Annotated in this window: 18 protein-coding genes and 2 pseudogenes; 7 read left to right on the top strand and 13 right to left on the bottom strand. The window is 67.0% G+C overall.

Going from position 1 to position 23,392, the window contains the following annotated elements; genetic code table 11:
- The first annotated feature begins 5 nt into the window (after nucleotides 1-5).
- Nucleotides 6-2,644: pseudogene (gene clpB, locus ACPEE0_RS00940) on the top strand (ATP-dependent chaperone ClpB).
- A gap of 63 nt (nucleotides 2,645-2,707) precedes the next feature.
- Here clpB and ACPEE0_RS00945 read toward each other — a convergent pair.
- Entirely contained in the window at nucleotides 2,708-3,427 is a 720-nt protein-coding gene (locus tag ACPEE0_RS00945; RefSeq protein ID WP_407710146.1) for a septum formation family protein, read from the bottom strand.
- A gap of 275 nt (nucleotides 3,428-3,702) precedes the next feature.
- Here ACPEE0_RS00945 and ACPEE0_RS00950 point away from each other — a divergent pair, with 275 nt between their 5' ends.
- Complete coding sequence (locus ACPEE0_RS00950; protein ID WP_009359485.1) at nucleotides 3,703-3,936, top strand: DUF3073 domain-containing protein; 234 nt, start codon at nucleotides 3,703-3,705, stop codon at nucleotides 3,934-3,936.
- Between the two features lie 256 nt (nucleotides 3,937-4,192).
- Nucleotides 4,193-4,966 carry a VOC family protein gene (locus tag ACPEE0_RS00955; protein ID WP_407710145.1) on the top strand — a complete coding sequence of 258 codons (774 nt, stop codon included), beginning with the start codon at nucleotides 4,193-4,195 and terminating at the stop codon, nucleotides 4,964-4,966.
- A 68-nt stretch (nucleotides 4,967-5,034) separates the two neighbouring features.
- Here the strand turns inward: ACPEE0_RS00955 and ACPEE0_RS00960 are convergent, their stop codons facing one another.
- The 4 genes from ACPEE0_RS00960 to ACPEE0_RS00975 form a co-directional block, all read right to left on the bottom strand.
- Nucleotides 5,035-5,166 (bottom strand): hypothetical protein, encoded by a 132-nt coding sequence (locus tag ACPEE0_RS00960; RefSeq protein ID WP_424573769.1) that lies wholly within the window; start codon nucleotides 5,164-5,166, stop codon nucleotides 5,035-5,037.
- A gap of 556 nt (nucleotides 5,167-5,722) precedes the next feature.
- Nucleotides 5,723-6,880 carry a phosphoribosylformylglycinamidine cyclo-ligase gene (gene purM / locus ACPEE0_RS00965; RefSeq protein WP_133347754.1) on the bottom strand — a complete coding sequence of 386 codons (1,158 nt, stop codon included), beginning with the start codon at nucleotides 6,878-6,880 and terminating at the stop codon, nucleotides 5,723-5,725.
- The gene (purF, locus tag ACPEE0_RS00970) at nucleotides 6,880-8,547 is read right to left on the bottom strand and encodes an amidophosphoribosyltransferase (protein WP_009359483.1); all 1,668 of its coding nucleotides are present in this window, start codon (nucleotides 8,545-8,547) and stop codon (nucleotides 6,880-6,882) included. Before purF ends, purM begins: the two co-directional genes overlap by 1 nt.
- A gap of 47 nt (nucleotides 8,548-8,594) precedes the next feature.
- Complete coding sequence (locus ACPEE0_RS00975; protein WP_009359482.1) at nucleotides 8,595-8,909, bottom strand: hypothetical protein; 315 nt, start codon at nucleotides 8,907-8,909, stop codon at nucleotides 8,595-8,597.
- 240 nt (nucleotides 8,910-9,149) lie between these two features.
- Here ACPEE0_RS00975 and ACPEE0_RS00980 point away from each other — a divergent pair, with 240 nt between their 5' ends.
- From ACPEE0_RS00980 to ACPEE0_RS00990, 3 genes are all read left to right on the top strand, one after another.
- On the top strand, nucleotides 9,150-10,253 hold the full coding sequence (locus tag ACPEE0_RS00980; RefSeq protein WP_407710143.1) for an S-(hydroxymethyl)mycothiol dehydrogenase: 1,104 nt from the start codon (nucleotides 9,150-9,152) through the stop codon (nucleotides 10,251-10,253).
- Nucleotides 10,253-10,873 (top strand): MBL fold metallo-hydrolase, encoded by a 621-nt coding sequence (locus tag ACPEE0_RS00985; RefSeq protein ID WP_407710142.1) that lies wholly within the window; start codon nucleotides 10,253-10,255, stop codon nucleotides 10,871-10,873. The genes ACPEE0_RS00980 and ACPEE0_RS00985 overlap by 1 nt, the downstream gene beginning before the upstream one ends.
- Nucleotides 10,874-10,982: 109 nt before the next feature.
- Nucleotides 10,983-13,331 (top strand): FdhF/YdeP family oxidoreductase, encoded by a 2,349-nt coding sequence (locus ACPEE0_RS00990; RefSeq protein WP_407710141.1) that lies wholly within the window; start codon nucleotides 10,983-10,985, stop codon nucleotides 13,329-13,331.
- A gap of 63 nt (nucleotides 13,332-13,394) precedes the next feature.
- Here ACPEE0_RS00990 and ACPEE0_RS00995 read toward each other — a convergent pair whose 3' ends face one another.
- From ACPEE0_RS00995 to uraD, 4 genes and pseudogenes are all read right to left on the bottom strand, one after another.
- Nucleotides 13,395-15,902 carry a GcvT family protein gene (locus tag ACPEE0_RS00995; RefSeq protein ID WP_407710140.1) on the bottom strand — a complete coding sequence of 836 codons (2,508 nt, stop codon included), beginning with the start codon at nucleotides 15,900-15,902 and terminating at the stop codon, nucleotides 13,395-13,397.
- Nucleotides 15,903-16,127: 225 nt separating this feature from the next.
- Nucleotides 16,128-16,937, bottom strand: coding sequence for an IclR family transcriptional regulator (locus ACPEE0_RS01000; RefSeq protein ID WP_424573770.1), 810 nt, complete (start codon nucleotides 16,935-16,937; stop codon nucleotides 16,128-16,130).
- Nucleotides 16,938-17,081: 144 nt separating this feature from the next.
- Nucleotides 17,082-17,420 carry a hydroxyisourate hydrolase gene (gene uraH / locus ACPEE0_RS01005; protein WP_133347763.1) on the bottom strand — a complete coding sequence of 113 codons (339 nt, stop codon included), beginning with the start codon at nucleotides 17,418-17,420 and terminating at the stop codon, nucleotides 17,082-17,084.
- A pseudogene (gene uraD / locus ACPEE0_RS01010) lies at nucleotides 17,417-17,915 on the bottom strand (2-oxo-4-hydroxy-4-carboxy-5-ureidoimidazoline decarboxylase). Before uraD ends, uraH begins: the two are co-directional and overlap by 4 nt.
- Nucleotides 17,916-18,160: 245 nt before the next feature.
- Between uraD and ACPEE0_RS01015 the strand changes: the two are divergent.
- Entirely contained in the window at nucleotides 18,161-19,402 is a 1,242-nt protein-coding gene (locus ACPEE0_RS01015; RefSeq protein WP_035753045.1) for a GAF domain-containing sensor histidine kinase, read from the top strand.
- Nucleotides 19,403-19,464: 62 nt separating this feature from the next.
- Here the strand turns inward: ACPEE0_RS01015 and ACPEE0_RS01020 are convergent, their stop codons facing one another.
- Genes ACPEE0_RS01020 through ACPEE0_RS01035 form a run of 4 tightly spaced genes read right to left on the bottom strand, consistent with a single transcriptional unit; the run spans nucleotide 19,465 to nucleotide 23,285 of the window.
- On the bottom strand, nucleotides 19,465-19,890 hold the full coding sequence (locus ACPEE0_RS01020) for an ATP-binding protein (protein WP_009358426.1): 426 nt from the start codon (nucleotides 19,888-19,890) through the stop codon (nucleotides 19,465-19,467).
- Nucleotides 19,883-20,215 carry an STAS domain-containing protein gene (locus ACPEE0_RS01025; protein WP_009358427.1) on the bottom strand — a complete coding sequence of 111 codons (333 nt, stop codon included), beginning with the start codon at nucleotides 20,213-20,215 and terminating at the stop codon, nucleotides 19,883-19,885. Before ACPEE0_RS01025 ends, ACPEE0_RS01020 begins: the two co-directional genes overlap by 8 nt.
- Nucleotides 20,215-22,176, bottom strand: a complete 1,962-nt coding sequence (locus ACPEE0_RS01030) for a glycosyltransferase family 2 protein (RefSeq protein WP_009358428.1) — start codon at nucleotides 22,174-22,176, stop codon at nucleotides 20,215-20,217. Before ACPEE0_RS01030 ends, ACPEE0_RS01025 begins: the two co-directional genes overlap by 1 nt.
- The gene (locus tag ACPEE0_RS01035) at nucleotides 22,173-23,285 is read right to left on the bottom strand and encodes a PP2C family protein-serine/threonine phosphatase (protein ID WP_009358429.1); all 1,113 of its coding nucleotides are present in this window, start codon (nucleotides 23,283-23,285) and stop codon (nucleotides 22,173-22,175) included. The genes ACPEE0_RS01030 and ACPEE0_RS01035 overlap by 4 nt, the downstream gene beginning before the upstream one ends.
- Nucleotides 23,286-23,392 lie beyond the last annotated feature (107 nt).

Consider the following 23,392-nt stretch of genomic DNA (forward strand, 5'->3'; position numbering starts at 1 on the left):
TCTCTTTGGACGTCAAATTCACCACCAAGAGCCAGGAGGCTCTTTCGGCTGCGGCCATGAACGCCTCCACGGCCGGCAACCCGCAGGTGGAGCCCGCGCACCTGCTCAAGGCGCTGATGGACCAGCGTGAAGGCGTTGCCGTTGCGCTGCTGCGCGCCACCGGCGCCGAGCCGGACGCGGTCAGCGTCCAGGCCAGCAGCGCCATCAAGGCACTGCCCGCCACGTCCGGCGGTTCCAGCCAGCAGGCGCAGCTCTCCCGTCCCGCGCTGCAGGCCATCCAGAACGCCAAGGAGGAAGCCGACCGGCTGGGCGACACCTTCGTCTCCACCGAGGTCCTCCTCCTGGGCCTTGCGGGCGGAAACGATGCAGCGGCGCGGGTGCTGCGCGACGCCGGCGCCTCCCGCGAAGCACTGCTCGCCGCCCTGCCGGGTGTCCGCGGTGACCGCAAGGTGGACAGCCCGGACCCGGAGAATACCTTCCAGGCCCTTGAGAAGTACGGCGCGGACCTCACTGCCATGGCCCGTGCCGGCAAACTGGACCCGGTAATCGGCCGTGACTCCGAAATCCGGCGCGTGGTCCAGGTCCTGAGCCGCCGCACCAAGAACAACCCGGTACTCATCGGTGAACCGGGTGTGGGCAAGACGGCCGTGGTGGAAGGGCTGGCGCAGCGGATGGTGGCGGGCGACGTCCCGGAAAGCCTGCGCGGCAAGACGCTGATCTCGCTGGACCTTGGTTCCATGGTTGCCGGCGCAAAGTACCGCGGCGAATTCGAAGAGCGGCTGAAGGCCGTCCTTGAGGAGATCAAGGGCTCCGAAGGGCAGATTGTCACCTTTATCGACGAGATCCATACCGTTGTGGGCGCCGGTGCCACCGGCGATTCCTCGATGGACGCGGGCAACATGCTTAAGCCCATGCTGGCCCGCGGCGAGCTGCGGCTGATCGGTGCCACCACCCTGGATGAGTACCGCGAAAACATCGAGAAGGACGCGGCGCTCGAACGCCGGTTCCAGCAGGTCTATGTTGGCGAGCCCAGCGTGGAGGACACCATCGGCATCCTCCGCGGCCTGAAGGAACGCTACGAGGCGCACCACAAGGTGTCCATCGCGGACTCTGCCCTGGTGGCCGCCGCGACGTTGTCCAACCGCTACATCTCGGGCCGGCAGCTGCCGGACAAGGCCATCGACCTGGTGGACGAGGCCGCGTCCCGGCTGCGGATGGAGATCGACTCCGCTCCGGAGGAAATCGACCAGCTCCAGCGCCTGGTGGACCGGCTCACTATGGAGGAGCTGGCCCTGCAGGACGAGAAGGACGAGGCGTCGGTGGAGCGGCTGGCAGCCCTTCGCGCGGACAAGGCGGACAAGGAAGAGGAGCTCAACGGGCTGAAAGCCCGCTGGGAGGCAGAGAAGGCGGGCCTCAACCGGGTGGGCGACCTGAAGGCCAAGCTGGACGAGCTGCGGTCCGCCGCGGACAAGGCCCAGCGCGAAGGCGACCTGGAAACTGCTTCCCGGATCCTCTACGGCGAGATCCCTGCGCTGGAACGCGAGCTGAACATGGCTGCGGAAGCCGAAGCCGCCGTCACCGACAAATCCTCACAAATGGTGGCCGAGGAAGTGACGGCCGAGGACATCGCCGAGGTGATCTCCGCCTGGACCGGCATCCCCGCTGGCCGCATGCTGCAGGGCGAAAGCCAGAAGCTGCTGCACATGGAGGAGGAGCTGGGCAGGCGGCTGATCGGCCAGGCCAAGGCCGTTGCGGCGGTGTCTGATGCCGTCCGGCGTGCCCGGGCCGGCATCAGCGACCCAACCGGCCCACCGGCTCGTTCCTCTTCCTGGGTCCCACCGGCGTCGGCAAGACCGAACTGGCCAAGGCCCTGGCTGACTTCCTGTTCGACGACGAACGCGCCATGGTGCGCATCGACATGTCCGAGTACGGCGAGAAGCACTCCGTGGCACGGCTTGTGGGCGCGCCTCCGGGCTACATCGGCTACGAGGAGGGCGGCCAGCTGACCGAGGCCGTGCGCCGCAGGCCGTACTCCGTGGTGCTGCTGGATGAGGTGGAGAAGGCCCACCCCGAAGTCTTCGACATCCTCCTGCAGGTGCTCGACGACGGCCGGCTCACCGACGGGCAGGGCCGCACCGTGGACTTCCGCAACGTCATCCTGGTGCTGACCTCCAACCTGGGCAGCCAGTTCCTGGTGGATCAGTCCCTGGATGCCGAAGCCAAGCGGAACGCCGTCATGGCCACCGTCAACGCGTCCTTCAAGCCGGAGTTCCTGAACCGGCTGGACGAGGTGGTGCTGTTCGACGCGCTCAGTGTGGAGGAACTCTCGCGGATCGTGGACCTGCATGTTGCCGAACTGGGGCGCCGCCTGCACGAACGCAGGCTGACCCTGGACGTCACCGACGCCGCCAAGGAATGGCTGGCCATCTCCGGCTTCGATCCCGCGTACGGCGCCCGTCCGCTCCGCCGGCTGGTGCAGCGCGAAATCGGCGACCGGCTGGCCAAGTCCATCCTGGCCGGGGATATCAGCGACGGCGACACCGTGCTGGTGGATACGGCGGACGCCGGGGAGCTTTCCAGCGACGACGTCGACGCCCTGACCGGTGCCCTGAGCTCGGGCCTGTCCGTGCGGCGGAAGGGCTAACGCCCCGCTGGCCCTGACGGGCCGGCCGAATATCAGCAGGCGTGCTGCCCTGGCGGTTTTCCGCTAGGGCAGCACGCTTGCGTTAATGACGTTGCCGCCGGGGGCCGAGACGTAGCAGTCCACCCTGCGGTCCCCGGAATCCCAGCTGGTGCTGCTCGGAAAGCTGCGCTGGAAGTTGAGCTGGTATTCGTTGGCGGCCGGGCCCAGCTTCGCCGCCTGGCACGCTTCCAGCGCCTTGGCCTTGAGCGCTTCGGCGCCGGGGTAAGCCTCGGAGTCCGGGTAGCGGAAAACGGCCACCAGCTGCGCGGAATGGGCCGTATCGCAGGGCACCATCCTGGAAGCCAGGGCCTCGGGGTCGAAGTCTGCAAAGCAGTCGCCCAACGCATATTCGCCAGGCTGCACGCCTTCACGCGGCAGGGGGAGCGGTGTTGCCCGCGGCGTGACGCTTGTCTCCAGGACGCCGGGATTGCCCCGGGCCTCTTCCGACCCCGCCCCCGAGTTCAGCCACATTGCGAGCCACACCAGGCCACCAACCACCGCCACGAGGACGACGCCGAACAGCACCTTCCACAGCGTCCGCTGCGTTCCCGGCCGCACCCTGCGGGACGGTGGCTGCTCAGGTTCGGGCAGTGGCCGGGACCACGTGACGGACGCCGGCGGCGGGGCCGGTGCCGGGTTTGGTCCGGCGGCAGGGTTCTGGGCGGCAGGGTTTTTGGCGGGCACCTTGGGGAGCCCGGCTGTGGGCGGCGAGGCGGGCTTCGGCGGGACGTCCTGGTGGTTCACGTGGGTGCATCCTCCTGCAGTCTGTCCGGGTGGGCAGCGGGTCAGCCATCCAGTTTCGGCAGTTGTTTAAGCGACTCTACCGAAGAAAAAAAGCTGGAAACTCGGGGGCGCAGCGGGGGAATGGTAGCGCAGGGCACTGTAGGGGGCCCTGACTGGCAAGCAGGGGCCGCCGAAAGCATGTAATCTAGGTGTACGACAAATTGACCAAACATTCCGGGGCCTCACCATCGCCAAAGGTGACCACCTCCGGTCCAAGTACAAAAGGGGGTCACGCCATGGGGCGCGGCCGTCAAAAGGCAAAAGCTACCAAGCAGGCTCGGGATATAAAGTACTACTCCCCGAACACTGACTATTCGGCACTTCAGCGTGAGCTGACGGGCCCAAGCAGTCGTGCCACGAGCCATTACGCGAATGAGCCGGTTGAGCCGGACTATTCGGCGTATGTGGATAAGTACGCGGATGATTTGGAAGAAGACGACGACGAGGTAGACACCCGTCGCATCGGCTAGTCGTCGCAAGCTGCCAGGCCTACAAGAGGGCAGCCCTGTGACGCCGCCGCACTAACGGAAACAGCACCTTACCCTGCCGTGCCCGCCGGTGCAGCGCTTCTTTTTCGGTACCCGCATCCCGGCGGATGCAGGTCCTGACATCAGTTAGGAAGCCCGTTGTTTGCACTCATTGAGTGCAGGCAGCGGGCTTTTCCTGGTTCCCCAGCCCCCTGGTTCCCCGAGCCTGAATTTCTCAGCCCCCGTGTAGCGTTGGGGCATGCCAAAAGTTGACGCATACCAGCACGGCGAGCCCTGCTGGGCTGACCTCCAGACCGCCGACGTTGAAGCAGCCAAGAACTTCTATTCCGGGGTGTTTGGCTGGACGTACAGGGACTTTCCCACGCCGGACGGCCGCAGCTACTCGCAGGCTTTCACGGACGGAGAGCTTGTCTCCGTTATTGCTCCGCAGAACCCCTCGCAGCAGGCGGCCGGCGATCCGGCCCGTTGGAACGTGTACTTCGCGGCCACGGACGCCGTCTCGCTGATGCAGGATGCGGTGCACGCCGGCGGGACAGCGGAGTTCGGGCCCGAGGACGTGGGCGACACCGGGGTCCTCGCCTTCCTGGCACCACCCGGCGGAGGAACCACAGGTATCTGGCAGGCGGGAACCCATCGTGGGAGCAGCCTGTCCAACGAGCCCGGCGCCCTGTCCTGGGCGGAACTGTCCACGCCCGAACCCCAGGCCGCCGTCGGCTTCTTCCAGGAACTGTTTGGGCATGAGGTCACCGAGTACCCGCAGGACGACGGCGCGAGCTACAGCGCCCTGATGGCCGGGGGCAGGGAGGTGGCCGGCGTCCTCCCCTCCGACCTGGGTGCGACGGCGGAATGGCACATCTACTTTGGGGTGGCGGACCTGCGGGCAGCCGTCAAGGCTGCACTGGCCGCAGGCGGCCAGGTCCTGGTGGAGCCCGCGGACGATTCCGCGGAGGGGCCGGCCACCATCCGCGATCCGCAGGGCGGGGTCCTGAGCCTCGTCCAGGTTGCTCCTTAGGCCAGGGAAGCCGCACGCGGAAGAGCCCAGCCGATGGCTGGGGCTCCGCGTGAAACTATGCTCTTGTGCTAGTTGTTGACGATGCGGACCGGCCCCGTGGCGGTGTCGCAGACAGTTTGCTCGGTGCCGGTGGCATCTACTGCTTCGCCGAGAACTGCCACCGATCCGATGTCAGCGACGTCGCAGAGGGTTGCTGCCACGCTGGCGGCCACATTAACGTCAACGGCATCCTCGACGGTGATGTCACCGACCGTGACACTAACAAGGCCGTCATTCAGCGTGGTGTTGTCCGCTGCCTGCGACGGGCCCGCAACGGCGCCCGTCAGGAACAGGCTTCCAGCGGCTGCGGCGGTGACTTTTTTTCAGAACTGACATAGTTTCGCTCCCTTGATTTCAACCCTTGGTTCCCCTGGCAGACAGTCCGCTACTAGGTCTGGACTGCTGTAGCCGTGCTGCTGCACGGCGCAGGAACCGGGCGTCTCGGTGGTTGCTTCTTCTGGCGTCCGCCGGATCGGCGGTGGGAAGGCGGTTCAACCGGGTGGGCGCCCAAGCGCCGGTGGATTCCGGCGGGGCATCAAGCCTTGGAGAGCCCGATTGACTATTCTGTTATGCACTTCCAACTTAAACCCTAAAGCTAAGTATGCTTAGTAGTCAAGGGCGATGAGCCTCATGGGTTCCCTGTTAAGCGCATTCGAGTGCTCCGTATCAGCCGTTCTGAAGCGTCAAAACGGCTGATACGGAGCACTCGAAAAAAATCTAAGCGTAGGCGTTGACCAGGCGGACCGCGCCGCCGTCCACGCCCTTGGCGCCCTGGACGTAGTCCGGCCCGGACTTGAGGATGGAGTCCGAATCCTCGGTGACCGTGCCCATGATCCAGGACGGCAGGCCCCGTTCGTTCAGGCGGGCGACGGCGGCGTCCGCTGCCTCCGGCGACACGATGGCAACCATGCCGACGCCCAGGTTGAGGGTGCGCTCCAGATCGGCCAGCGGGACATTGCCCAGCTCGGACACCAGCTTGAAGATGGCGGGCAGTTCCCAGGTGGCGCGGTCCACGGTGGCCACCAGGCCCTGCGGCAGGACGCGGGCCAGGTTGGCTGCCAGCCCGCCGCCGGTGACGTGGCTGAAGCCGTGCACTGCCGCCGTGCCCGTGACCGGGAAAGCGCGGGCAAGGTCCAGGCAGTCGGCGGCGTAGACGCGGGTGGGTTCCAGGAGTTCTTCGCCCAGGGTGCGGCCCAGCTCGGAGACCTGGCGGTCCAGGGCCCAGCCAGCGTGGTTGATGACGCGGCGGACCAGGGAGTAACCGTTGGAGTGCAGGCCGGAGGAGGCCATGCCGATCACGACGTCGCCCGCGCGGACGCGGTCCGGGCCCAGCAGGGCATCGGCTTCCACCACGCCGGTGGCGGCACCGGCGACGTCGTACTCGTGCTCGCCCAGCAGGCCGGGGTGCTCGGCGGTTTCGCCGCCCACCAGGGCGGTGCCGGCCACGGAGCAGGCGGCCGCGATGCCGCGGACGATGCCGGCGATGCGCTCGGGCACCACTTTGCCGCAGGCGATGTAGTCAGTCATGTAGAGCGGCTCGGCGCCCACCACCACGATGTCGTCCACCACCATGCCCACCAGGTCAAAACCGATGGTGTCGTGGATGTCCATGGCCTGGGCGATGGCCACCTTGGTGCCCACGCCGTCGGTGGAGGTTGCCAGCAGCGGCTTCTTGTACGTCAGCAGCCGGGACACGTCGTAGAGGCCGGCGAAACCGCCCACCCCGCCGATGACGGAGGAGTTGTGGGTTGCCTTGACGGCATCCTTCATGAGTTCGACGGCGAGGTCCCCGGCTTCGACGTCGACGCCCGCGGAGGCGTAGGTGATGCCTGCCTTCTCAGAGGCGGAGCCGGCGGCGGTGTTGGCGGAAGTCATCAGGACTCTTTCTTGTCGGCGCCTGCGGCGGCGTGTACATCTGGCACGAGGTCGGCGTCGGTCAGCAGGTTTTCAAACTCGGAGTCGGGCCCCGGATCGCAGCCGGTGGCACCGGCCTTCTCGGCGGGATCTTCCTCGGAGTCCACGGCGAGTGCTGCCGTTTCGCCGGGAAGGGCCGACGGCGACGGCGTCAGGCCGCCAAGGTCCGTGCGCTCGAGCAGGTTCTTGCCCAGCTTGTCAGCGTCCGGCAGCTTGATGGGGTACTTGCCGGTGAAGCACGCGGTGCAGAGGCGTTCCCGGGGCTGGCGGGTGGCGCCGATCATGCCGTCCTCGGAAATGTAGGCCAGCGAGTCGGCGCCGATGGCCTGGGAGATCTCCTCGATGGTGGCGCCGTTGGCGATCAGTTCCGCGCGGGAGGCGAAATCGATGCCGTAGAAGCAGGGCCACTGTACGGGCGGCGACGAAATCTTGACGTGCACTTCCGCGGCGCCAGCTTCACGGAGCATCCGCACAATGGCCCGCTGGGTGTTGCCGCGGACGATCGAGTCGTCCACCACCACAACGCGCTTGCCGCGTATGACGGATTCGAGGGCGTTGAGCTTGAGCCGGATGCCCAGCTGGCGCAGGGTCTGCGAGGGCTGGATGAAGGTACGGCCCACGTAGGAGTTCTTGACGAAGCCGTGCGCGAAGGGGATGCCGGATTCCTCGGCATAGCCGACGGCGGCCGGGGTCCCGGATTCCGGGACGGGGATGACGATGTCAGCGGCGTGCGTGTTTTCGCGGGCCAGCTGGCGGCCCATCTCCACCCGGGACTCGTAGACGGACCGGCCGGCAATGGCGGCGTCCGGACGCGCGAGGTAGACGTACTCGAAAACGCAGCCGGCCGGCGTCGGCTCGGCAAAGCGCTTGGAGCGCACGCCCTGTTCGTCGATGGCGATGAATTCGCCGGGCTCGATTTCGCGGATGAAGCTGGCGCCCACGGTGGCGAGGGCGGACTGTTCGGAAGCCACAACCCAGCCGCGCTCCAGCCGGCCAAGGACCAGCGGGCGGATGCCGTAGGTGTCCCGCGCTGCATAGAGCGTGCCTTCGTCCATGAAGACGAAGCAGAAGCCGCCCTTGATCTTGGGGAGGAGGTCCGTAGCGGTTTCTTCCAGGGTCTTGCCGGGCTCGCCCTCCAGCAGGGCGGTCACCAGGGCGGTGTCCGAGGTATTGCCCTGCTTCATCTCGCCGGTGAGCTGGCCGCCGTTGCGCTCCTGGATCATGGCGTTCAGTTCGGCGGTGTTGGTCAGGTTGCCGTTGTGCGCCAGTGCCACGGTGCCGGTGCTGGTGGCGCCGAGGGTGGGCTGGGCGTTGGCCCAGTGGCTTGCGCCGGTGGTGGAGTAGCGGCAGTGCCCCACCGCGAGGTGCCCGGTCAGGGTGTTCAGCGTGGTCTCGTCGAAGACCTGGGAGACGAGGCCCATGTCCTTGTAGACGTTGATCCGCTTGCCGTCGCTGGTCGCAATGCCAGCCGACTCCTGGCCACGGTGCTGCAGTGCATACAGTCCGTAGTAGGTAAGTTTTGCTACTTCTTCACCTGGTGCCCAGACCCCGAAGACGCCACAAGCGTCCTGCGGGCCTTTTTCGCCAGGGAGAAGATCATGGGAAAGTTTTCCATCGCCGCGTGCCACTGGTCGATTATCTCACGATATGCGGTATGACTTTTCCGGCGCTGCCTTTATGACTGGGGATCGGTGTCCGGCTCGGAGTCGGGGACAGATTCCACCACGGCGCGCTGCTGGCGCTTGACGCTCCGCCGGTCAAGGATCAGGGCCACCACCGCGCCCAGGATGGCTCCGCCCCCGGCAAACATCACCATGAAGAATCCGAAGACCGCGCCGGAGTCGAAGCTGTCGCTGCCCGGAAGCCCGTAGGCCACTACTGCCGCGGCCGCGATGCCCACCAGTGCGCCCAGGATCAGGAAGGGCACGTACTTGGGGGCGCGGCGCACCGTAACCTGGCGCCGTTCCGCGGGGGGTTCTTTCGAAGACATGCCATCCAGCCTACTGCGGCGCCCGCAAACGCGCCCATCACTGATATATCTATTGACAGCGGCTGTGGCCACTGTCATATTTTCCTGTAGCGCTTTATGCGTTTGGTTGCGTAATGCGCAATTCTCCGCGCGGCTGGCGGACCGGGAGCGCAGCTTCGGCAGGCACACTGCGTCAGCTAGATTGGCACGTGGTGCCGACTCACCGGATCCGGCCGGATCCAGGAAAGGAACACGAGAACAATGGTCCATAAAGTTCAAGCTGTCATTGCCCGGGAGAAGGACGCACCGGTAACGCTGGAGACCATCCTGGTGCCGGATCCCGGTCCGGGGGAGGCTCTGGTGGACATCCTCACCTGCGGCGTCTGCCACACGGACCTGCACTACAAGCAGGGCGGCATCGGCAACGACTTCCCGTACCTGCTGGGCCACGAGGCCACCGGCGTGGTCAGCGCGGTGGGCCCGGATGTCACGTCTGTGGCGCCGGGTGACCGGGTGATCCTGAACTGGCGCGCGGTCTGCGGCCAGTGCCGGGCGTGTGCCAAGGGCCAGCCGCAGTATTGCTTCAACACGCACAACGCCACCCAGAAGATGACCCTGGAGGATGGCACCGAACTTTCCCCCGCGCTGGGAATCGGCGCGTTCGCGGAGAAGACCCTGGTGGCTGCCGGGCAGTGCACCAAGGTAGACCCTGAGGCCGACGCTGCGGCGGTGGGCCTGCTGGGCTGCGGTGTGATGGCGGGCATCGGTGCCGCCATCAACACCGGCGAGGTCAGGCGCGGTGAGTCCGTGGCCGTGATCGGCTGCGGCGGTGTGGGCATCGCTGCGATCGCCGGGGCCAGGCTGGCCGGTGCGACGACGATCATCGCCGTGGACATCGACGACAACAAGATTGAGATGGCCAGGTCCCTGGGCGCCACCCACGGCGTGAACTCCCGGCAGGAGGATGCGGTGGAAGCCATCCGTGCCCTCACGGGCGGCAACGGAGCGGACGTGGTGATTGACGCCGTCGGCCGTCCCGAGACCTACAAGCAGGCCTTCTATGCCCGCGACCTCGCCGGCCGCGTAGTCCTGGTGGGCGTCCCGACGCCGGAGATGCAGCTGGAACTGCCGCTGCTGGATGTCTTCGGCCGCGGCGGGTCGCTGAAGTCCTCCTGGTATGGCGACTGCCTGCCGTCCCGCGACTTCCCCATGCTCGTCTCCCACTACAAGCAGGGCAACCTGGACCTGGACGCGTTCGTGTCCGAGCGGATCAGCATCGACCAGGTGGAGGAAGCGTTCCAGAAGATGCACGAGGGCAAGGTCCTGCGTTCTGTTGTTGAACTCGGTTCGGTGGGGGAGCTGTAATGGCGGTCCGGATCGAGAACCTGGTCACGTCGGGCACGTTTTCGCTCGACGGCGGCACCTGGGACGTGGACAACAACGTCTGGATCGTTGGCAACGACGAGGAGTGCGTGATCATCGACTCCCCGCACGACGCCGCCGCGATCATCAACCAGGTCAAGGGGCGCAAGGTCCTGGCCATCCTGCAGACCCACGCGCACAACGACCACATCGGCGCCGCCCGTGAAGTGGCCGACGCCGTGGGCGCACCGATCTACCTGAACCCCGAGGACCTGGTGCTCTGGGAACAGGTGTACCCGGATTCCAAGCCGGACCGGGAACTGGCCGACGGCGACGTGTTCGAAGTAGCCGGGGCGACGCTGCGGGCCATCCACACTCCGGGCCACTCGCCGGGGTCCACCTGCTTCTACCTGGAAAGCGAAGGAACGGTCTTCACCGGGGACACGCTGTTCAACGGCGGCCCGGGTGCCACCGGCCGATCGTACAGCGACTACCCCACCATCCTCACCTCGATCCGGGAGAAGCTGCTGACGCTCCCGGCCGAAACCGTGGTCCGCACCGGACACGGCGACAACACCACCATCGCGGCGGAACGGGAAACCCTGGCCAAGGTGGCCCAGTAGCCAGCACAGCAAGCACTGCCAGCAAAGGCGCGCCAGGAACCGTGGCGCGCCTTTGCTGGCGTCCGGATCGAAAAGCACCGTGCACGTTGCCGGTTAGGAAGTTGGAACAATGAAGTTCGGTAAGCAGCCCGCCCCCGTCGCGGACATCAACGAGGACAACCTTGTTGTCCACAAGCCCAAGACCGAGGCGGCCGGGGTCAAGGCCGTGATGGTCGCCCTTGAGCGTGCTGTGGCCCAGGCCGGCGTGGCCAGGACGGCGCACTCGCTGTTGCGGCTCAACCAGCGCGGCGGGTTCGACTGTCCGGGCTGCGCGTGGCCGGAGTCGGACAAGAAGCGCAAGGCTGCCGAGTTCTGCGAGAACGGGGCCAAGGCGGTGGCCGAGGAGAACACCCTGCGGACCGTGGGGGCGGAGTTCTGGGCCAAGCACTCCATCGCTGAGCTGTCGACCAAGACGGAGTACTGGCTGGGGAACCAGGGCCGGCTGAGCGAACCGGTGGTCATCCGCGAAGGCGAGACGCACTACTCGCCCATCTCCTGGGCGGACGCGTTCGAGCTGATCGGCGAGCACATCCGGGCATCCACTCCGGACCGGTGCGTCTTCTACACCTCGGGCCGCACGGCGAACGAGACCGCGTTCATGTACCAGCTGTTCGCCCGGTCGCTGGGCACCAACAACCTGCCGGATTGTTCGAACATGTGCCACGAGTCCTCCGGTTCTGCGCTGAACCCGACCATCGGCATCGGCAAGGGCACCGTGTCCCTGGACGACATCCACGACGCCGAGCTGATCTTCGTGGTGGGCCAGAACCCGGGCACCAACCACCCCCGCATGCTCTCCGCGCTGAAGGAATGCAAGGACAAGGGCGGCAAGGTGGTGGCCGTGAACCCGCTGCCCGAGGCCGGCCTGTTCAACTTCAGGGACCCGCAGACCGTCTCCGGCGTGGTGGGCGGCGGCACCCCGCTGGCCGATGAGTACCTGCAGATCAAGGTCGGCGGGGACCTGGCCCTGTTCCAGGCACTCGGCCACCTGCTCCTGGAAGCCGAAGAAGCCAACCCGGGTACCGTCGTAGACCATTCCTTCATCGCCGCGCAGACGGACGGCTTCGACGCCTACCGCGAAGCCCGCGCCACCCTTGACTGGGACGAGACCGAGCACGCCACCGGTCTGACCCGGGAACAGATCGAAACCGTGGCCGGGATGCTGATCAAGTCCAAGGCGTCCATTTTCTGCTGGGCGCTGGGTGTGACGCAGCAGCCGCACTCGGTGGACACCATCAAGGAAATGGTCAACGTCCTGCTGCTGCAGGGTAACTTCGGCAAGCCCGGCGCCGGGGCCTGCCCGGTCCGCGGACACTCCAACGTCCAGGGCGACCGGACCATGGGCATCTGGGAAAAGCCCAAGGAATGGCTCCTCACGGCCCTGGACACCGAGTTCGGCATCACCTCCCCGCGGCACCACGGCTACGACGCCGTGGAATCCATGGAGGCGTTCGAACGTGACGAGGTGGACGTGTTCGTCTCCATGGGCGGAAACTTCTCCCTCGCCTGCTCCGACACCGAGGTACTGGAAGCCGGCATGCAGCGGATCGGGCTGACCGTGCACATCAGCACCAAGCCCAACCGGTCCCACATCGTGCACGGCCGCACCTCGCTGATCCTGCCCACCCTGGGCCGGACGGACAAGGACGACAAGCACCCCAAGGGCGCCCAGTTCCTGTCCGTGGAGGACTCCATGTCCGTGGTCCACTCCACCCAGGGCCGCCTCACCCCCGTCCCCGGGCACCTGCTCGCCGAACCCGTCATCGTGGCACGGATGGCCGAAGCCACGTTCGGCCCGGACCACCCCGTGGACTGGAAAGCGATGGCCGAGGACTACGACGTCATCCGGGACCACATAGCCCGCGTCCTGCCCGGTTTCGAGGATTTCAACGCCCGGGTAAGGACCAAGAACGGGTTCGTGCTGCCCAACCCGCCCCGCGACACCCGGTCCTTCGCCACTGACATCGGCCGCGGCCGGTTCACCGTCAGCCCGCTGGAATACCTCACCCCGCCCAAGGGCCACCTGGTCCTGCAGACCATCCGCAGCCACGACCAGTACAACACCACCTACTACGGCCTGGACGACCGCTACCGCGGCATCTCCGACGGCCGCCGCGTCATCCTGATCCACCCCGAGGACCTCACCGAACTCGGCTTCAACGACCGCGATTTGGTGGACGTCGTCAGCACCTTCGGCGGCGTCGACCGCCGTGCGGACAAATTCCGGCTCGTGGCTTACCCCACAGCCAAGGGCTGCGCCGCCGCATACTTCCCCGAAGCCAACGCCCTGGTCCACAAGGAAAACGTCGCCCGCGAATCCAACACCCCCGGCTTCAAAGCCATGTTCGTCCGCTTCGAACCCCACACCGGCGACGCCGCAGCGGCCGAAGAACCGGCCTTCCAGACGGCCGGCGCCTAACGGTACCAGCGCAAAAAGTGCCCCGCCTCCGGACAGGAGGCGGGGCACTTTCAGTTGGTGGGGTCAGCCGCGGAGGCGCTCCATGCCGGGGTCGAACAGCGGCTCGGCCGTCACGGTGGCAGCCACGCGCCGGCCGAAGTATTCGATCTCGACGGCGTCGCCCACCCCGACGGCGGTCGGCAGCCAGGCGTAGGCGATCGGCCTGCCGATGGAGAAGCCGTACGCGGCGCTGGTGACGTAGCCGGCGGCCTCGCCGTTCACGTAGACAGGTTCCTTGCCCAGCACCACCGACGTGCCGTCGTCGACCGTCAGGCAGCGCAGCGTCTTGGCGGCCGGCTGCTCCTTGCGGGCCGCGAGGGCATCAGCGCCCACGAACCCGGTCTTGTCCTTCGCCACCGAGAAACCGAGGCCGGACTGGTAGGGGTGGTGCTCCGTGGTCATGTCCGTGCCCCAGAGCCGGTAGCCCTTTTCCAGCCGCATGCTGTTGAAGGCGCCGCGGCCCGCGGCGATGATGCCGTGCTCCCGGCCCGCTTCGAAGAGCAGGTCCCAGAGCTTCAGCCCGTACTCGGCCGTGGTGTACAGCTCCCAGCCGAGTTCGCCCACGTAGGACAGGCGCATGGCCGTGACGGGAATGCCGCCCACATTGATTTCCTTGGTGCGGAAGTAGCGCAGGCCGTCATTGCTCAGGTCGTCGGTGCTGACTTTGCCCATCACCTCGCGCGCCAGCGGGCCCCACAGGCCGATGCAGCAGGTGCTGCCGGTGATGTCCGTGACGTGCACCCAGCGGGCGGGATCGGCCGCCGACTGCTGCCGTGCCTCCACGCGCAGGTAGTCGAAGTCCACGTTGCTGTTCACGCCCAGCTGGAAGTCCTGCTCCCCAAGCCGGGCCACCGTGACGTCGCTGCGGATGCCGCCGTCGTCCGCCAGCAGCAGGCAGTAGGTGACGGCGCCGGGCTTCTTGGCGATGTTGCCCGTGCTGAGCCGCTGCAGGAGGTCCAGCGCACCCGGCCCGGTGACGGACAGCCGCTTGAGCGGCGTCATGTCGTACAGCGCGACGGCGGTCCGCGTCTTCCACGCCTCGGCGGCGGAAATGGGGGAGTGAAACATGCCGGCCCACTCATCCCGCTCCGGGACCTGCCACTCGGCAGGCAGGTGCTCCAGGAGGCCGCGGTTGGCCTCGAACCAGTGCGGACGTTCCCAGGCTGCCGATTCGAGGAAGAACGCGCCAAGTTCCTTCTGCCGCACGTTGAACGGGCTCACCCGGACATCTCGCGGGGATTCCCGCGGCTGGAGCGGGTGCAGGACGTCGTAGATCTCCACGAAGTTCTGCTGCGAGGTGTCACTGACGTACGCATCGGAGGTCTGCACCTTCTCGAAGCGGGTCAGTTCGCAGCCGTGCAGGTCGGTGCGGGACTGTCCCTCCACCAGCAGTTCGGCCATGGCCTTTGCCACGCCGGCGGAATGGGTGACCCACACGGCCTCGGCAACGAAGAACCCGTCCAGGTCCGGGGCCTCGCCCATCAGCGGGCCGCCGTCCGGGGTGAAGGAGAAGATGCCGTTGAACCCGTCGTGGATCTGGGCGGTGTGCAGGGCCGGCAGCAGGTCCTGGCAGTCCTCCCAGGCCGGGGCAAAGTCCTCCAGGGTGAAGTCCAGGCGGGAGGGCATGTTGTGGTCCGACATCTCGTCCGCGCCGACGCGCGGAAGGCGCGCCATGTCCACCGGCATGGGCTTGTGGGCGTAGCTGCCGACGCCGATCCGGTCGCCGTGCTCGCGGAAGTACAGGTCGCGGTCCTGGTAGCGCAGGATGGGCTTGCTGGCCCCGTTGGGCAGTTCGTTGGCGCCGCGCAGCGCCTTCACCGGGGTGGTCTTGACGTACTGGTGGGCCAGCGGCAGCAGCGGGACCTGGAGGCCCACCATTTTGCCGAGCTCGCGGCCCCAGAACCCGGCGCAGGACACCACGATGTCTGCCGGGATCACGCCGTCGGGCGTCTGGACGCCGGTGACCTTGCCGCCGGCCTGCTCGATGCCCGTCACGGGCGTGGAGCCGCGGAAGGTGACGCCCGCCGCCCGGGCCTTGCCGATCAGGAGCTGGACGGCGCGGGCGGCGGAGGCGAGGCCGTCCGAGGGGACGAACAGGCCGCCCAGGATACCGCGGCCGTCGGCGAGGGGTCCGTTGTTGAGCAGCGGCCAGAGCTTTTCGCACTCGTCCGCGTCGACCAGCCTGCCGTCCACGCCCCAGGAGGTGGCGTAGCCGAGCTTGCGCTTGAGGTCCTCGAGCCGGGCCTCGGTGGTGGCCAGTTCGAGCCCGCCCACCTGGTTGAAGCAGGAGACGCCGTCCGCGGTCAGGGAGAGCAGCTTGTCCACAGTGTAAGTAGCGAACTCCGTCATGGTCTTGGACGGGTTGGTCTGGAACACCAGGCCTGGCGCATGCGACGTGGACCCGCCGGCCAGTTCCAGCGGCCCCTGCTCGACGACGGTGATGTTGGTCCAGCCGCGGCTGGCGAGTTCGTCGGCAAGGTTGGTGCCGACAATGCCGGCTCCGATGATGACGACGCGCGGTGATGCGCTCATGGTCTGTGGTTCTCCTGGGGCGTGGGCTGGCAGGGCGGCGTTACGAGCAGTGCGTGGTGCTTCAATTCGTCTTGAGCAACACGCATCGCTATATGCAACACCGTGATGCAGGCCACGCCCAATGTCAAGGGTTTCCTGCTTTGTTGCCTGCCGGGATGTCCAGATCCACGCGCGCGGCCGGACAAAAAGAAAATGCCCCTGGACTCCGGTCCAGGGGCATTTCGTTCAGTGCCGGGTGTATCCCATGTTGGTGCTGACCTTCAGGCCAGCCTGTTTGAGCGACTCCAGCAGGCCCGGGGTCTTCTCGGGATCGAACCGGAAAGCCGGCCCGGAGATGCTGATGGCCCCAATCACCACGCCCTGGTGGTTGAAGACGGGAACCGCCACCGCGTTCAGGCCGATCTCAAACTCCTCGCGTACCACCGCATATCCGTTGGCGGCGGCCTCATGAAGCTGCTTGTCCAGCTCCTTCCGGCTGGTGACCGTGCGGGAGGTGCGGGCGGTCAGGCCCGTCTCCTTCAGGATGCGGTCCCGCTCGTCGGCGCTCAGGGCGGCCAGCAGGATCTTCCCGCTGGACGTGGCGTGCAGCGGCGTCAGGCTGCCCACCCAGTCGTAGGTGGCGAGCGTGGAGGGGCCCATCGCCTGGTCCACGTTCACGGCATAGTTGGAGCGCAGGACTGCCAGGTTGACGGTTTCCTTGTATTCCAGGGCCAGGCTTTCCAGCACCGGCCTCGCCTCTCGGACCAGGCTCAGCCGGCCGGGGATGGAGCTGGCCAGGCGCAGGATGCCGAACCCCAGCTGGTATTTGCCGCGGTCGCTGTTCTGGTGCACCATGTCACGGCTCACCAGGGAACCCATCAGCCGCGAGACCGTGGACTTATGGATACCCATCTCCTCGGCGATCTCGCTCACGCCGGCATGGCCCTCGCGGGCAAGGATCTCCAGGACGGTCAGAGCGCGTTCCACCGACTGGACACCGCCCTGCTGGCCGCCCTCGGCCTCGGCGTCGGATTCAAGTTCGTTTTCAGGGCCCATACTGCCGATCCTATGTCGGGAACGGCGGCCGGACGGATATTCCGGAAGCCGCATACCGCCCCAGGTTGGGAGTTTTTGTCCAGATATGGCGACTTCCGGTGCCGGGAGCCCGCCGTATCTGGACAACAACTCCTGTCGGCGGGATTAGCTGCCGCGGTAGGTGGAGTACGCGAACGGGCTCAGCAGCAGCGGTACGTGGTAGTGCTCGGGGCCTGCCACTTCAAACACGAGGTCCACTTCCGGGAAGAAGGTGGCCGTCTGCAGTCCGGCGTAGTAGCTGCCGGTGGCGAAGTTGAGCTTGTAGTGGCCCGGTTCCAGCTGCTCGGGACCCAGGTCCTTGGCCCTGCCGTCCGCATCGGTGATGGACTTCGCCAGCTCCAGCCAGGTGCCGCCGTCGTTCTTCAACAGCACGACGGCGACCCCCGCCGCCGGGCGTCCGGCGCCGGTGTCCAGGATGTGGGTGGTGACGTGGGAGACGCTCATTCGGTGATCAGTCCTTCCAGCCGCAGGACGGCTATTTCGCGCAGCTGCTGCGCCACGATGGTGTCTTCCTGGGCGGGGGGAGTTGGCGAGGCGTTCATTGAGGGACTGCAGGATTTCCGGGGCGGTGCGGCCGGCGGCGCGGATCAGGAAGACCCGGCCGAACTTTTCCTCGTAGTCCCGGTTGCCCTTCGCCAGGGCCTCGGCGGCTGCCGCGTCCGCCGGGTCGACGCCCGACTGCTCGGAACGGGACATGGACGCTTCGGCGGTGGCCGCCGTCGGACGTTCCCCGATCCTGGGGTGGTGGGCCATGGCCGCCTCCACCTCGGCGGGAGTGAAGGGGTTGGCAGCCTCCGCCGCGAAGGCCAGGAGGTCCTCCTTGGTGGAGAAGGGGCGGGCGGCGGCGACGGCGTCAACCCACCTGCTGACATCGATGCAGGGCCGGAGGGTGTCCGCGGCCGCGGCGGGGTCCGCGGTGTTGAATTCGGCAAGCTTCATGCTGGCTGGTCCTCGGTACGAATGCTGGCATCCATGGTGACGGCTATGCGGAGACCGGACTTCCCGGACCTGCCGGCAGGGTGCACGACAAGCTTCCGCATCATGGAACTGTTATTTCAGCATACGTAATATTCAAGGGCAGCTGCTGCCCGGTGTCAAGAGACTACAACACCGCCTGTGCATGACCGGTATCATCACGGAAGGGCCGCTGGGGCCCGGGCTGAAATGCTGGGGAAGAAAAGAATATGGACGGTGCGGCTATGCAAATGCTGACCGATCGGGACGCCGGGCGCGAGCTTGGCCTGAAGGAATACGGGCTCCTGCCCGCGGCGCCGGGGGAAATACCGGCACTGGCGGATGAACGGGCCCAGGGCACGCTGGACAGCCTGGTCCGCGTGGCTGCCTCGCTCTGCGGAGTGCCGTACAGCGTGGTCAACATCATCACCGCGGACCAGCAGCTGCAGATTGCGGCCTCGGGCATCGACCCGGGGATCTGCTCGCGCGAGGACTCCATGTGCGCCACCGTCTTCCTTAATCCCGGCACCACCGTTGTGCGGGACGCCTCCCATGATCCGCGGTTTTCCGCCAACCCCTTCGTCACGGGGGAGATCGCCCACGTCCGCTTCTACGCGTCAGTGCCGCTGGTGACTGGCGGCGGGCTGGTGCTTGGCTCGCTTTGCGTGTTCTCGGACCAGGCGGAGCTTCCCACCCCGGAGCAGATCGGCCTGCTGGAGGTCCTTGCCCGGCAGGTGGTGGAGCTGCTGGAGCTGCAGCACCGCACGCTCCAGCTCGATGCTGCACTGGCGGAACTGCAGCGCAGCAACGCCATGCTGGCCGAGTTTGCCGGCCGGGTCAGCCACGACCTGCGGTCCCCGCTGACCACCATCCTGGGCTACGTGGAGCTCGCCGAGGACGATCCGCAGATCCCGCCGGGGAACCGGTTTGGGGAGTACCTGTCGCTCATCAGGAACGGCGGCGAGCGCATGCTCGCCACGCTCGACGACGTTCTGGACTACTCCCGTGCCGACGGAGCCCTGAAGCCCGAGCGGGTCTCCCTGCTCGCCGTCACGGCAGAAGCCGCGCAGGACGTTGGTGTGGACCTGGGGCTGGGCAGCGGGATTTTGTGCGAAGACGCGGAACTCTTCGCGGACCGGGGGCAGCTGCGCACGCTGGTGCAGAACCTGCTGGCCAACTCGCTGAACTACCCGGACCCGCGGCGGCAGCTTGAGGTCACCGTCACCGCCGAACCCTGCCCCCTGGGTATGACCATCCACGTGGCGGACAACGGCAAGGGCATCCAGCCTGCCGACCGGCAGCGGGCGGTGGAGCCGCTGGTCCGGCTAAACCGTCCGGGGGACGGCCCCGGCACGGGACTGGGCCTGGCCACGTGCCGCCGCATCGCGCAGGCGCACGGCGGCGAACTGTCCATCAGCGAGACTCCCGGCGGCGGCACCACCGTCTCGGTGCTGTTCCCCGCTGAACCCTAGGCCAGGACTCGTTTTCCGGTGGTTGAGCACCGGTTTCGACAGGCTCAACCACCGGACGGGAATTACCCTTGGGAGGACGTCCGGGACAGCACCCAGGTGTTCGTGCTTTCCTGCCGCTCGAAGGTGACAGTGGTGACCAGCGCCTCGATCAGGGCCAGGCCCCGGCCGGACTCCGAATCTTCGCCGGGGACTGCCGGTTCCATCGGGCCGAACGGCGGCTGGGCGTGGAAGGCGCTGACGCGGGCCTGGAGCAGCGCGGGCTGGACCGTGATGTCCACGCCCAGCTCCACCGGTTCGTCCCCGGCCGGCTCGGCATGCTGGATGATGTTGGAGACGGACTCGATGACCGCCGTCGTGAACGTCATCTGGTCCATGTCCTGGACGAAGGGGACGTCCAGCCACAAGCTGTCCAGGTCGTTGTGGACGGATTCGACGGCGTCCTCCGCAGCAGGTCCCCGGAAGCTGCGGGAGGCGAGGACGTCAGTCATTGCTGAACGCCTCGTCGGCCGACGGGTACGCGGTGAGGACCTTGTCCATGCTGGTCAGCTGCAGGACCATCTTCACCTGCGGCTGGACGGCAGCGATCCGGAGGTCGCCGCCTGCCTGCCGGGCCGCCTTCAGGCACCCGATCAGCGCACCGAGGCCCGAGGAGTCCATAAAGGCGGTCTTTTCCAGATTGACCACGATCCGGTTGGACCCGCCGGCAATCACATCCGTCACGAACTCGCGCAGCTTGGGGGCGGACACCATGTTGAGCCGCCCGTCCGCCTTGACCTCCGCGTACGAATCTCGCACTTCGTAACTGAATTCCATCAGGACTCCTTCTCTGTAACTGCGGGTTCTGCGGCCGGTTCATACCCCTTGTAGAGCACGGCGCGGACCAGGATGCTCATGACCACCAGGTCGAAAATGACCCAGGCGACGTTCACCAGGGTGCCCAGCGGTTCCGCCAGTCCGGTGGCCAGCCGGATGATCCCGACGACGGCGGCCACGGCCAGCAGCGCCGACACCACGATCTGGGGCTGGATCAGGCTCCAGCTGGGTCCGCCGCTCTGGCGGGCCTTGGGGGTGACGGCAAACCCGAGGGGACGGCCGAACCAGACGTTCCGGGCCGCCGTCGAGCACGCCTTGATCCAGGTGGGGAACAGGGCCAGGCTGTACTGCTGCCCGCGCCAGGTGGGGATGCCCCGGCCGGCCACGGCGAACAGGATCTGGTTGACCACCATGAAGGGGATGAACCGGATGAAGAAATCCCAGCTCAGGCTGGTGACCGGGAGGATGCCCAGCAGCAGGTAGATGATCGGTGCGGCGAAGTAGATGACGGCCGCATAGCCGCTGAGGTAGGTCCACATGGTGGCGAAGTACATCAGCCGCTGGCCGAGCTTCAGGCCCTTCTGCACCAGCGGGTTCTCGCGCAGCAGCACCTGGATGGTGCCCTGGGCCCAGCGCAGCCGCTGCGTGAGCATGGTCTTCAGGTCCTCCGGCGCCAGCCCGTAGGCAAGGACTTCGTGGTGGTAGACGCTCTCCCAGCCCATGGCGTGCATGCGCATGGCGGTGGCCATGTCCTCGGTGACGGAGATGGTGGCCAGGGGCATGACGGGCTGGGCCTCGTCATTGCGTTCCACGGACAGTGCGTCCAGGACCGCCTGCACGGATTCGAGGGCGCCCAGCGGGGACCAGTCGCGGCGGGACATGCGCTGGACGGCGTCGTCGGCCACTACCGGGACCCCGGCCTCGCCCACATGGGCGAGTTCCATGGCGGCGATCTCTTCGAGGTCGGACTGCAGGGCCTCGACGTCGGCAAGGACCAGGGTCTGCACGGCGGCATCGACGCGGCGGCGGACACGGTAGGTGATCTCGCTGAGCGACTTCCCGGCGTCGAGTTCCTTCTGCGCTTCCCGGGTGGCCGCCTCCACCTCGTCCAGCACCTCGGCCACCAGCGGTGATTCCATGTCGGCGGATTTCCGCGCCTTCTTGATCGCGGTCTGGGATGCTGCCAGCGCGCGGCGGATGCTCTTTTCGGTTTCCTTGACGTAGCCCACCAGGCCCAGCTGCATCAGCGCCTCGCGGCGCAGGATGGCGTTGGAGCCGCAGAAGAAGGCGGCATTCCAGCCGTCCTTGCCCTGCTGGATGGGGCCGTAAAACAGGGGCGCCTGGCTGCCGAGCGGGTCATCGGCGGGAACGTTGCTGAAGTACTGCGGTGTCTGGACCAGGGCCACGCGGCGGTTGTTGAAGTAGCCGAGCGTCTTTTCTAGGATGTCCGGTTCGGGGATCTGGTCCGTGTCCAGGATCAGGAGGAACTCGCCGTGGGTCTGCATCAGGGCGTTGTTCAGGTTGCCGGCCTTCGCGTGGCGGGGAAGGTCCGAGGTCCAGTCCTCGCTGCGCGTCACGTAGCCCAGCCCATGTTGTTCGGCGAGTGCCTTGAGTTCGGGGCGGGCGCCGTCGTCCAGGATCCAGGTGCTGTGCGGGTGCCGGATTTTCTGCGCCGCCAGGGCGGTGGTCATCACCATGTCCAGGTCTTCGTTGTAGGTGGTGATGAAGACGTCCACGGTGGCATCCGGCGGGGGCGGCGGCGCGCCCTTGCGGATCTTCAGCCGCCAGACGGTCATGCCGAAGAGCATGACGTCGATCAGGCTGTAGGTTTCGGCGATGACCAGCGGCAGGGCGATCCACCAGGCGTCCCAGTTCAGCGATGCCAGCCAGCGCCAGGTGATGTAGTTGACGCCGGTGATGACGGTGAGCACCACTACCAGGCGGGTCAGGAAGCGGGTCATGCCGTGGCTTTCTCAGGCAGCCGGCGGACCACGACCACCGTCACGTCATCCTCCGCCGTCTCCGCGGGGGCCAGGGCCATAATGGCGCTGCTGGCGGCATGGGCGGAGCCATGGCCCAGCGTGGCGGTCCGGACGGCGTCGGTGAAGTCCTCCACTGACTCGAAAACGTCCAGGACACCGTCGCTGACCACCACCAGGGAATCGCCGGGGGCCAGCTCAAAGGCCGACTGTGGCCAGTCCGTTCCCGTCCAGGCGCCCACGGGCGGGCCGCCGGAGGGCAGCCGCTCAGCAGTCCCGCCCGGCTGGACGTGCAGCGCCAGCCCGTGGCCGGCGTCGACATAGCTGACCTTCCCCGAGGCCGCCTCCAGCCGCGCATGGAACAGGGTGACGAAAGAGTTGGAGGAGTCCAGGTCCGTGGCGATGGCCTTGCTGGCGGAGGCGAAGGCGCCGTCCAGGTCCGGCCGGTGGCCGGTGGAGCGCATGACGGCACGGACCGTTGCGGCGATCAGGGCAGCGCCCATGCCCTTGCCCATGGCGTCGGCGAAGGTGAGGTGCAGCCCGTCGGCGGTCTGGTACCAGTCGTAGAAGTCGCCGCCCACGCTGCGTGAGGGGCGGAAGACGCCGGCCACGTCGTACCCCTCCACCCGGATGTCCTCCTTGGGCAGGAGGCTCTGCTGGACCTCTGTGGCCCGTTCCAGTTCGCTGCGGGCGGCCGAGTCCGCGGCGGCCGAGGGCCTGCGGCGGAACAGGGCGTTGATGCGGGACTGCAGCTCGCGCGGGCTGAAGGGTTTGCTGATGTATTCGTCGGCCCCGTTGTCCAGCCCGGTCAGCTTGTCCAGTTCGTCCGCCCGGGCGGTGAGCATGACAATGAACGCGTCCGAAAACTCGCGCAGCAGCTTGCAGACTTCCAGGCCGTCCAGGTCCGGAAGGTTCAGGTCCAGCGTGACCAGGTCCGGCTGGACGCGGCGGACTTCCGCAACGCCCGGCAGCCCTGCGGCTGCCTGCGATACCTCAAACCCCTGCTTCTGCAGCACCCGGACCAGCAGCCCCCGGATGTCCGGGTCGTCCTCGATGACAACGGCGCGACGGATTTCGGAGGTTGAGACCATAGCTCTACTTCTACCGTATTAACCGCGACGGGGCATGTCGTAGGACTTCACAGTGCTTTTCAGGCTTGCCGCACCCCGCCCGCATGCCGTTTGCGGCCTTTACTGGA

This window comes from Arthrobacter sp. SD76 (genome assembly GCF_049726125.1).
Classification (GTDB): domain Bacteria; phylum Actinomycetota; class Actinomycetes; order Actinomycetales; family Micrococcaceae; genus Arthrobacter; species Arthrobacter nitrophenolicus.

Excerpts from the sequence above, each read along its gene's own strand:
- ACPEE0_RS00950 (WP_009359485.1), top strand. The coding sequence starts at position 3,703 with ATGGGGCGCGGCCGTCAAAAGGCAAAAGCTACCAAGCAGGCTCGGGAT.
- ACPEE0_RS00955 (WP_407710145.1), top strand. The coding sequence starts at position 4,193 with ATGCCAAAAGTTGACGCATACCAGCACGGCGAGCCCTGCTGGGCTGAC.
- purM (WP_133347754.1), bottom strand. The coding sequence starts at position 6,880 with ATGACTTCCGCCAACACCGCCGCCGGCTCCGCCTCTGAGAAGGCAGGC.
- ACPEE0_RS00975 (WP_009359482.1), bottom strand. The coding sequence starts at position 8,909 with ATGTCTTCGAAAGAACCCCCCGCGGAACGGCGCCAGGTTACGGTGCGC.
- ACPEE0_RS00980 (WP_407710143.1), top strand. The coding sequence starts at position 9,150 with ATGGTCCATAAAGTTCAAGCTGTCATTGCCCGGGAGAAGGACGCACCG.
- ACPEE0_RS00985 (WP_407710142.1), top strand. The coding sequence starts at position 10,253 with ATGGCGGTCCGGATCGAGAACCTGGTCACGTCGGGCACGTTTTCGCTC.
- ACPEE0_RS00990 (WP_407710141.1), top strand. The coding sequence starts at position 10,983 with ATGAAGTTCGGTAAGCAGCCCGCCCCCGTCGCGGACATCAACGAGGAC.
- ACPEE0_RS00995 (WP_407710140.1), bottom strand. The coding sequence starts at position 15,902 with ATGAGCGCATCACCGCGCGTCGTCATCATCGGAGCCGGCATTGTCGGC.
- ACPEE0_RS01000 (WP_424573770.1), bottom strand. The coding sequence starts at position 16,937 with ATGGGCCCTGAAAACGAACTTGAATCCGACGCCGAGGCCGAGGGCGGC.
- uraH (WP_133347763.1), bottom strand. The coding sequence starts at position 17,420 with ATGAGCGTCTCCCACGTCACCACCCACATCCTGGACACCGGCGCCGGA.
- ACPEE0_RS01015 (WP_035753045.1), top strand. The coding sequence starts at position 18,161 with ATGGACGGTGCGGCTATGCAAATGCTGACCGATCGGGACGCCGGGCGC.
- ACPEE0_RS01020 (WP_009358426.1), bottom strand. The coding sequence starts at position 19,890 with ATGACTGACGTCCTCGCCTCCCGCAGCTTCCGGGGACCTGCTGCGGAG.
- ACPEE0_RS01025 (WP_009358427.1), bottom strand. The coding sequence starts at position 20,215 with ATGGAATTCAGTTACGAAGTGCGAGATTCGTACGCGGAGGTCAAGGCG.
- ACPEE0_RS01030 (WP_009358428.1), bottom strand. The coding sequence starts at position 22,176 with ATGACCCGCTTCCTGACCCGCCTGGTAGTGGTGCTCACCGTCATCACC.
- ACPEE0_RS01035 (WP_009358429.1), bottom strand. The coding sequence starts at position 23,285 with ATGGTCTCAACCTCCGAAATCCGTCGCGCCGTTGTCATCGAGGACGAC.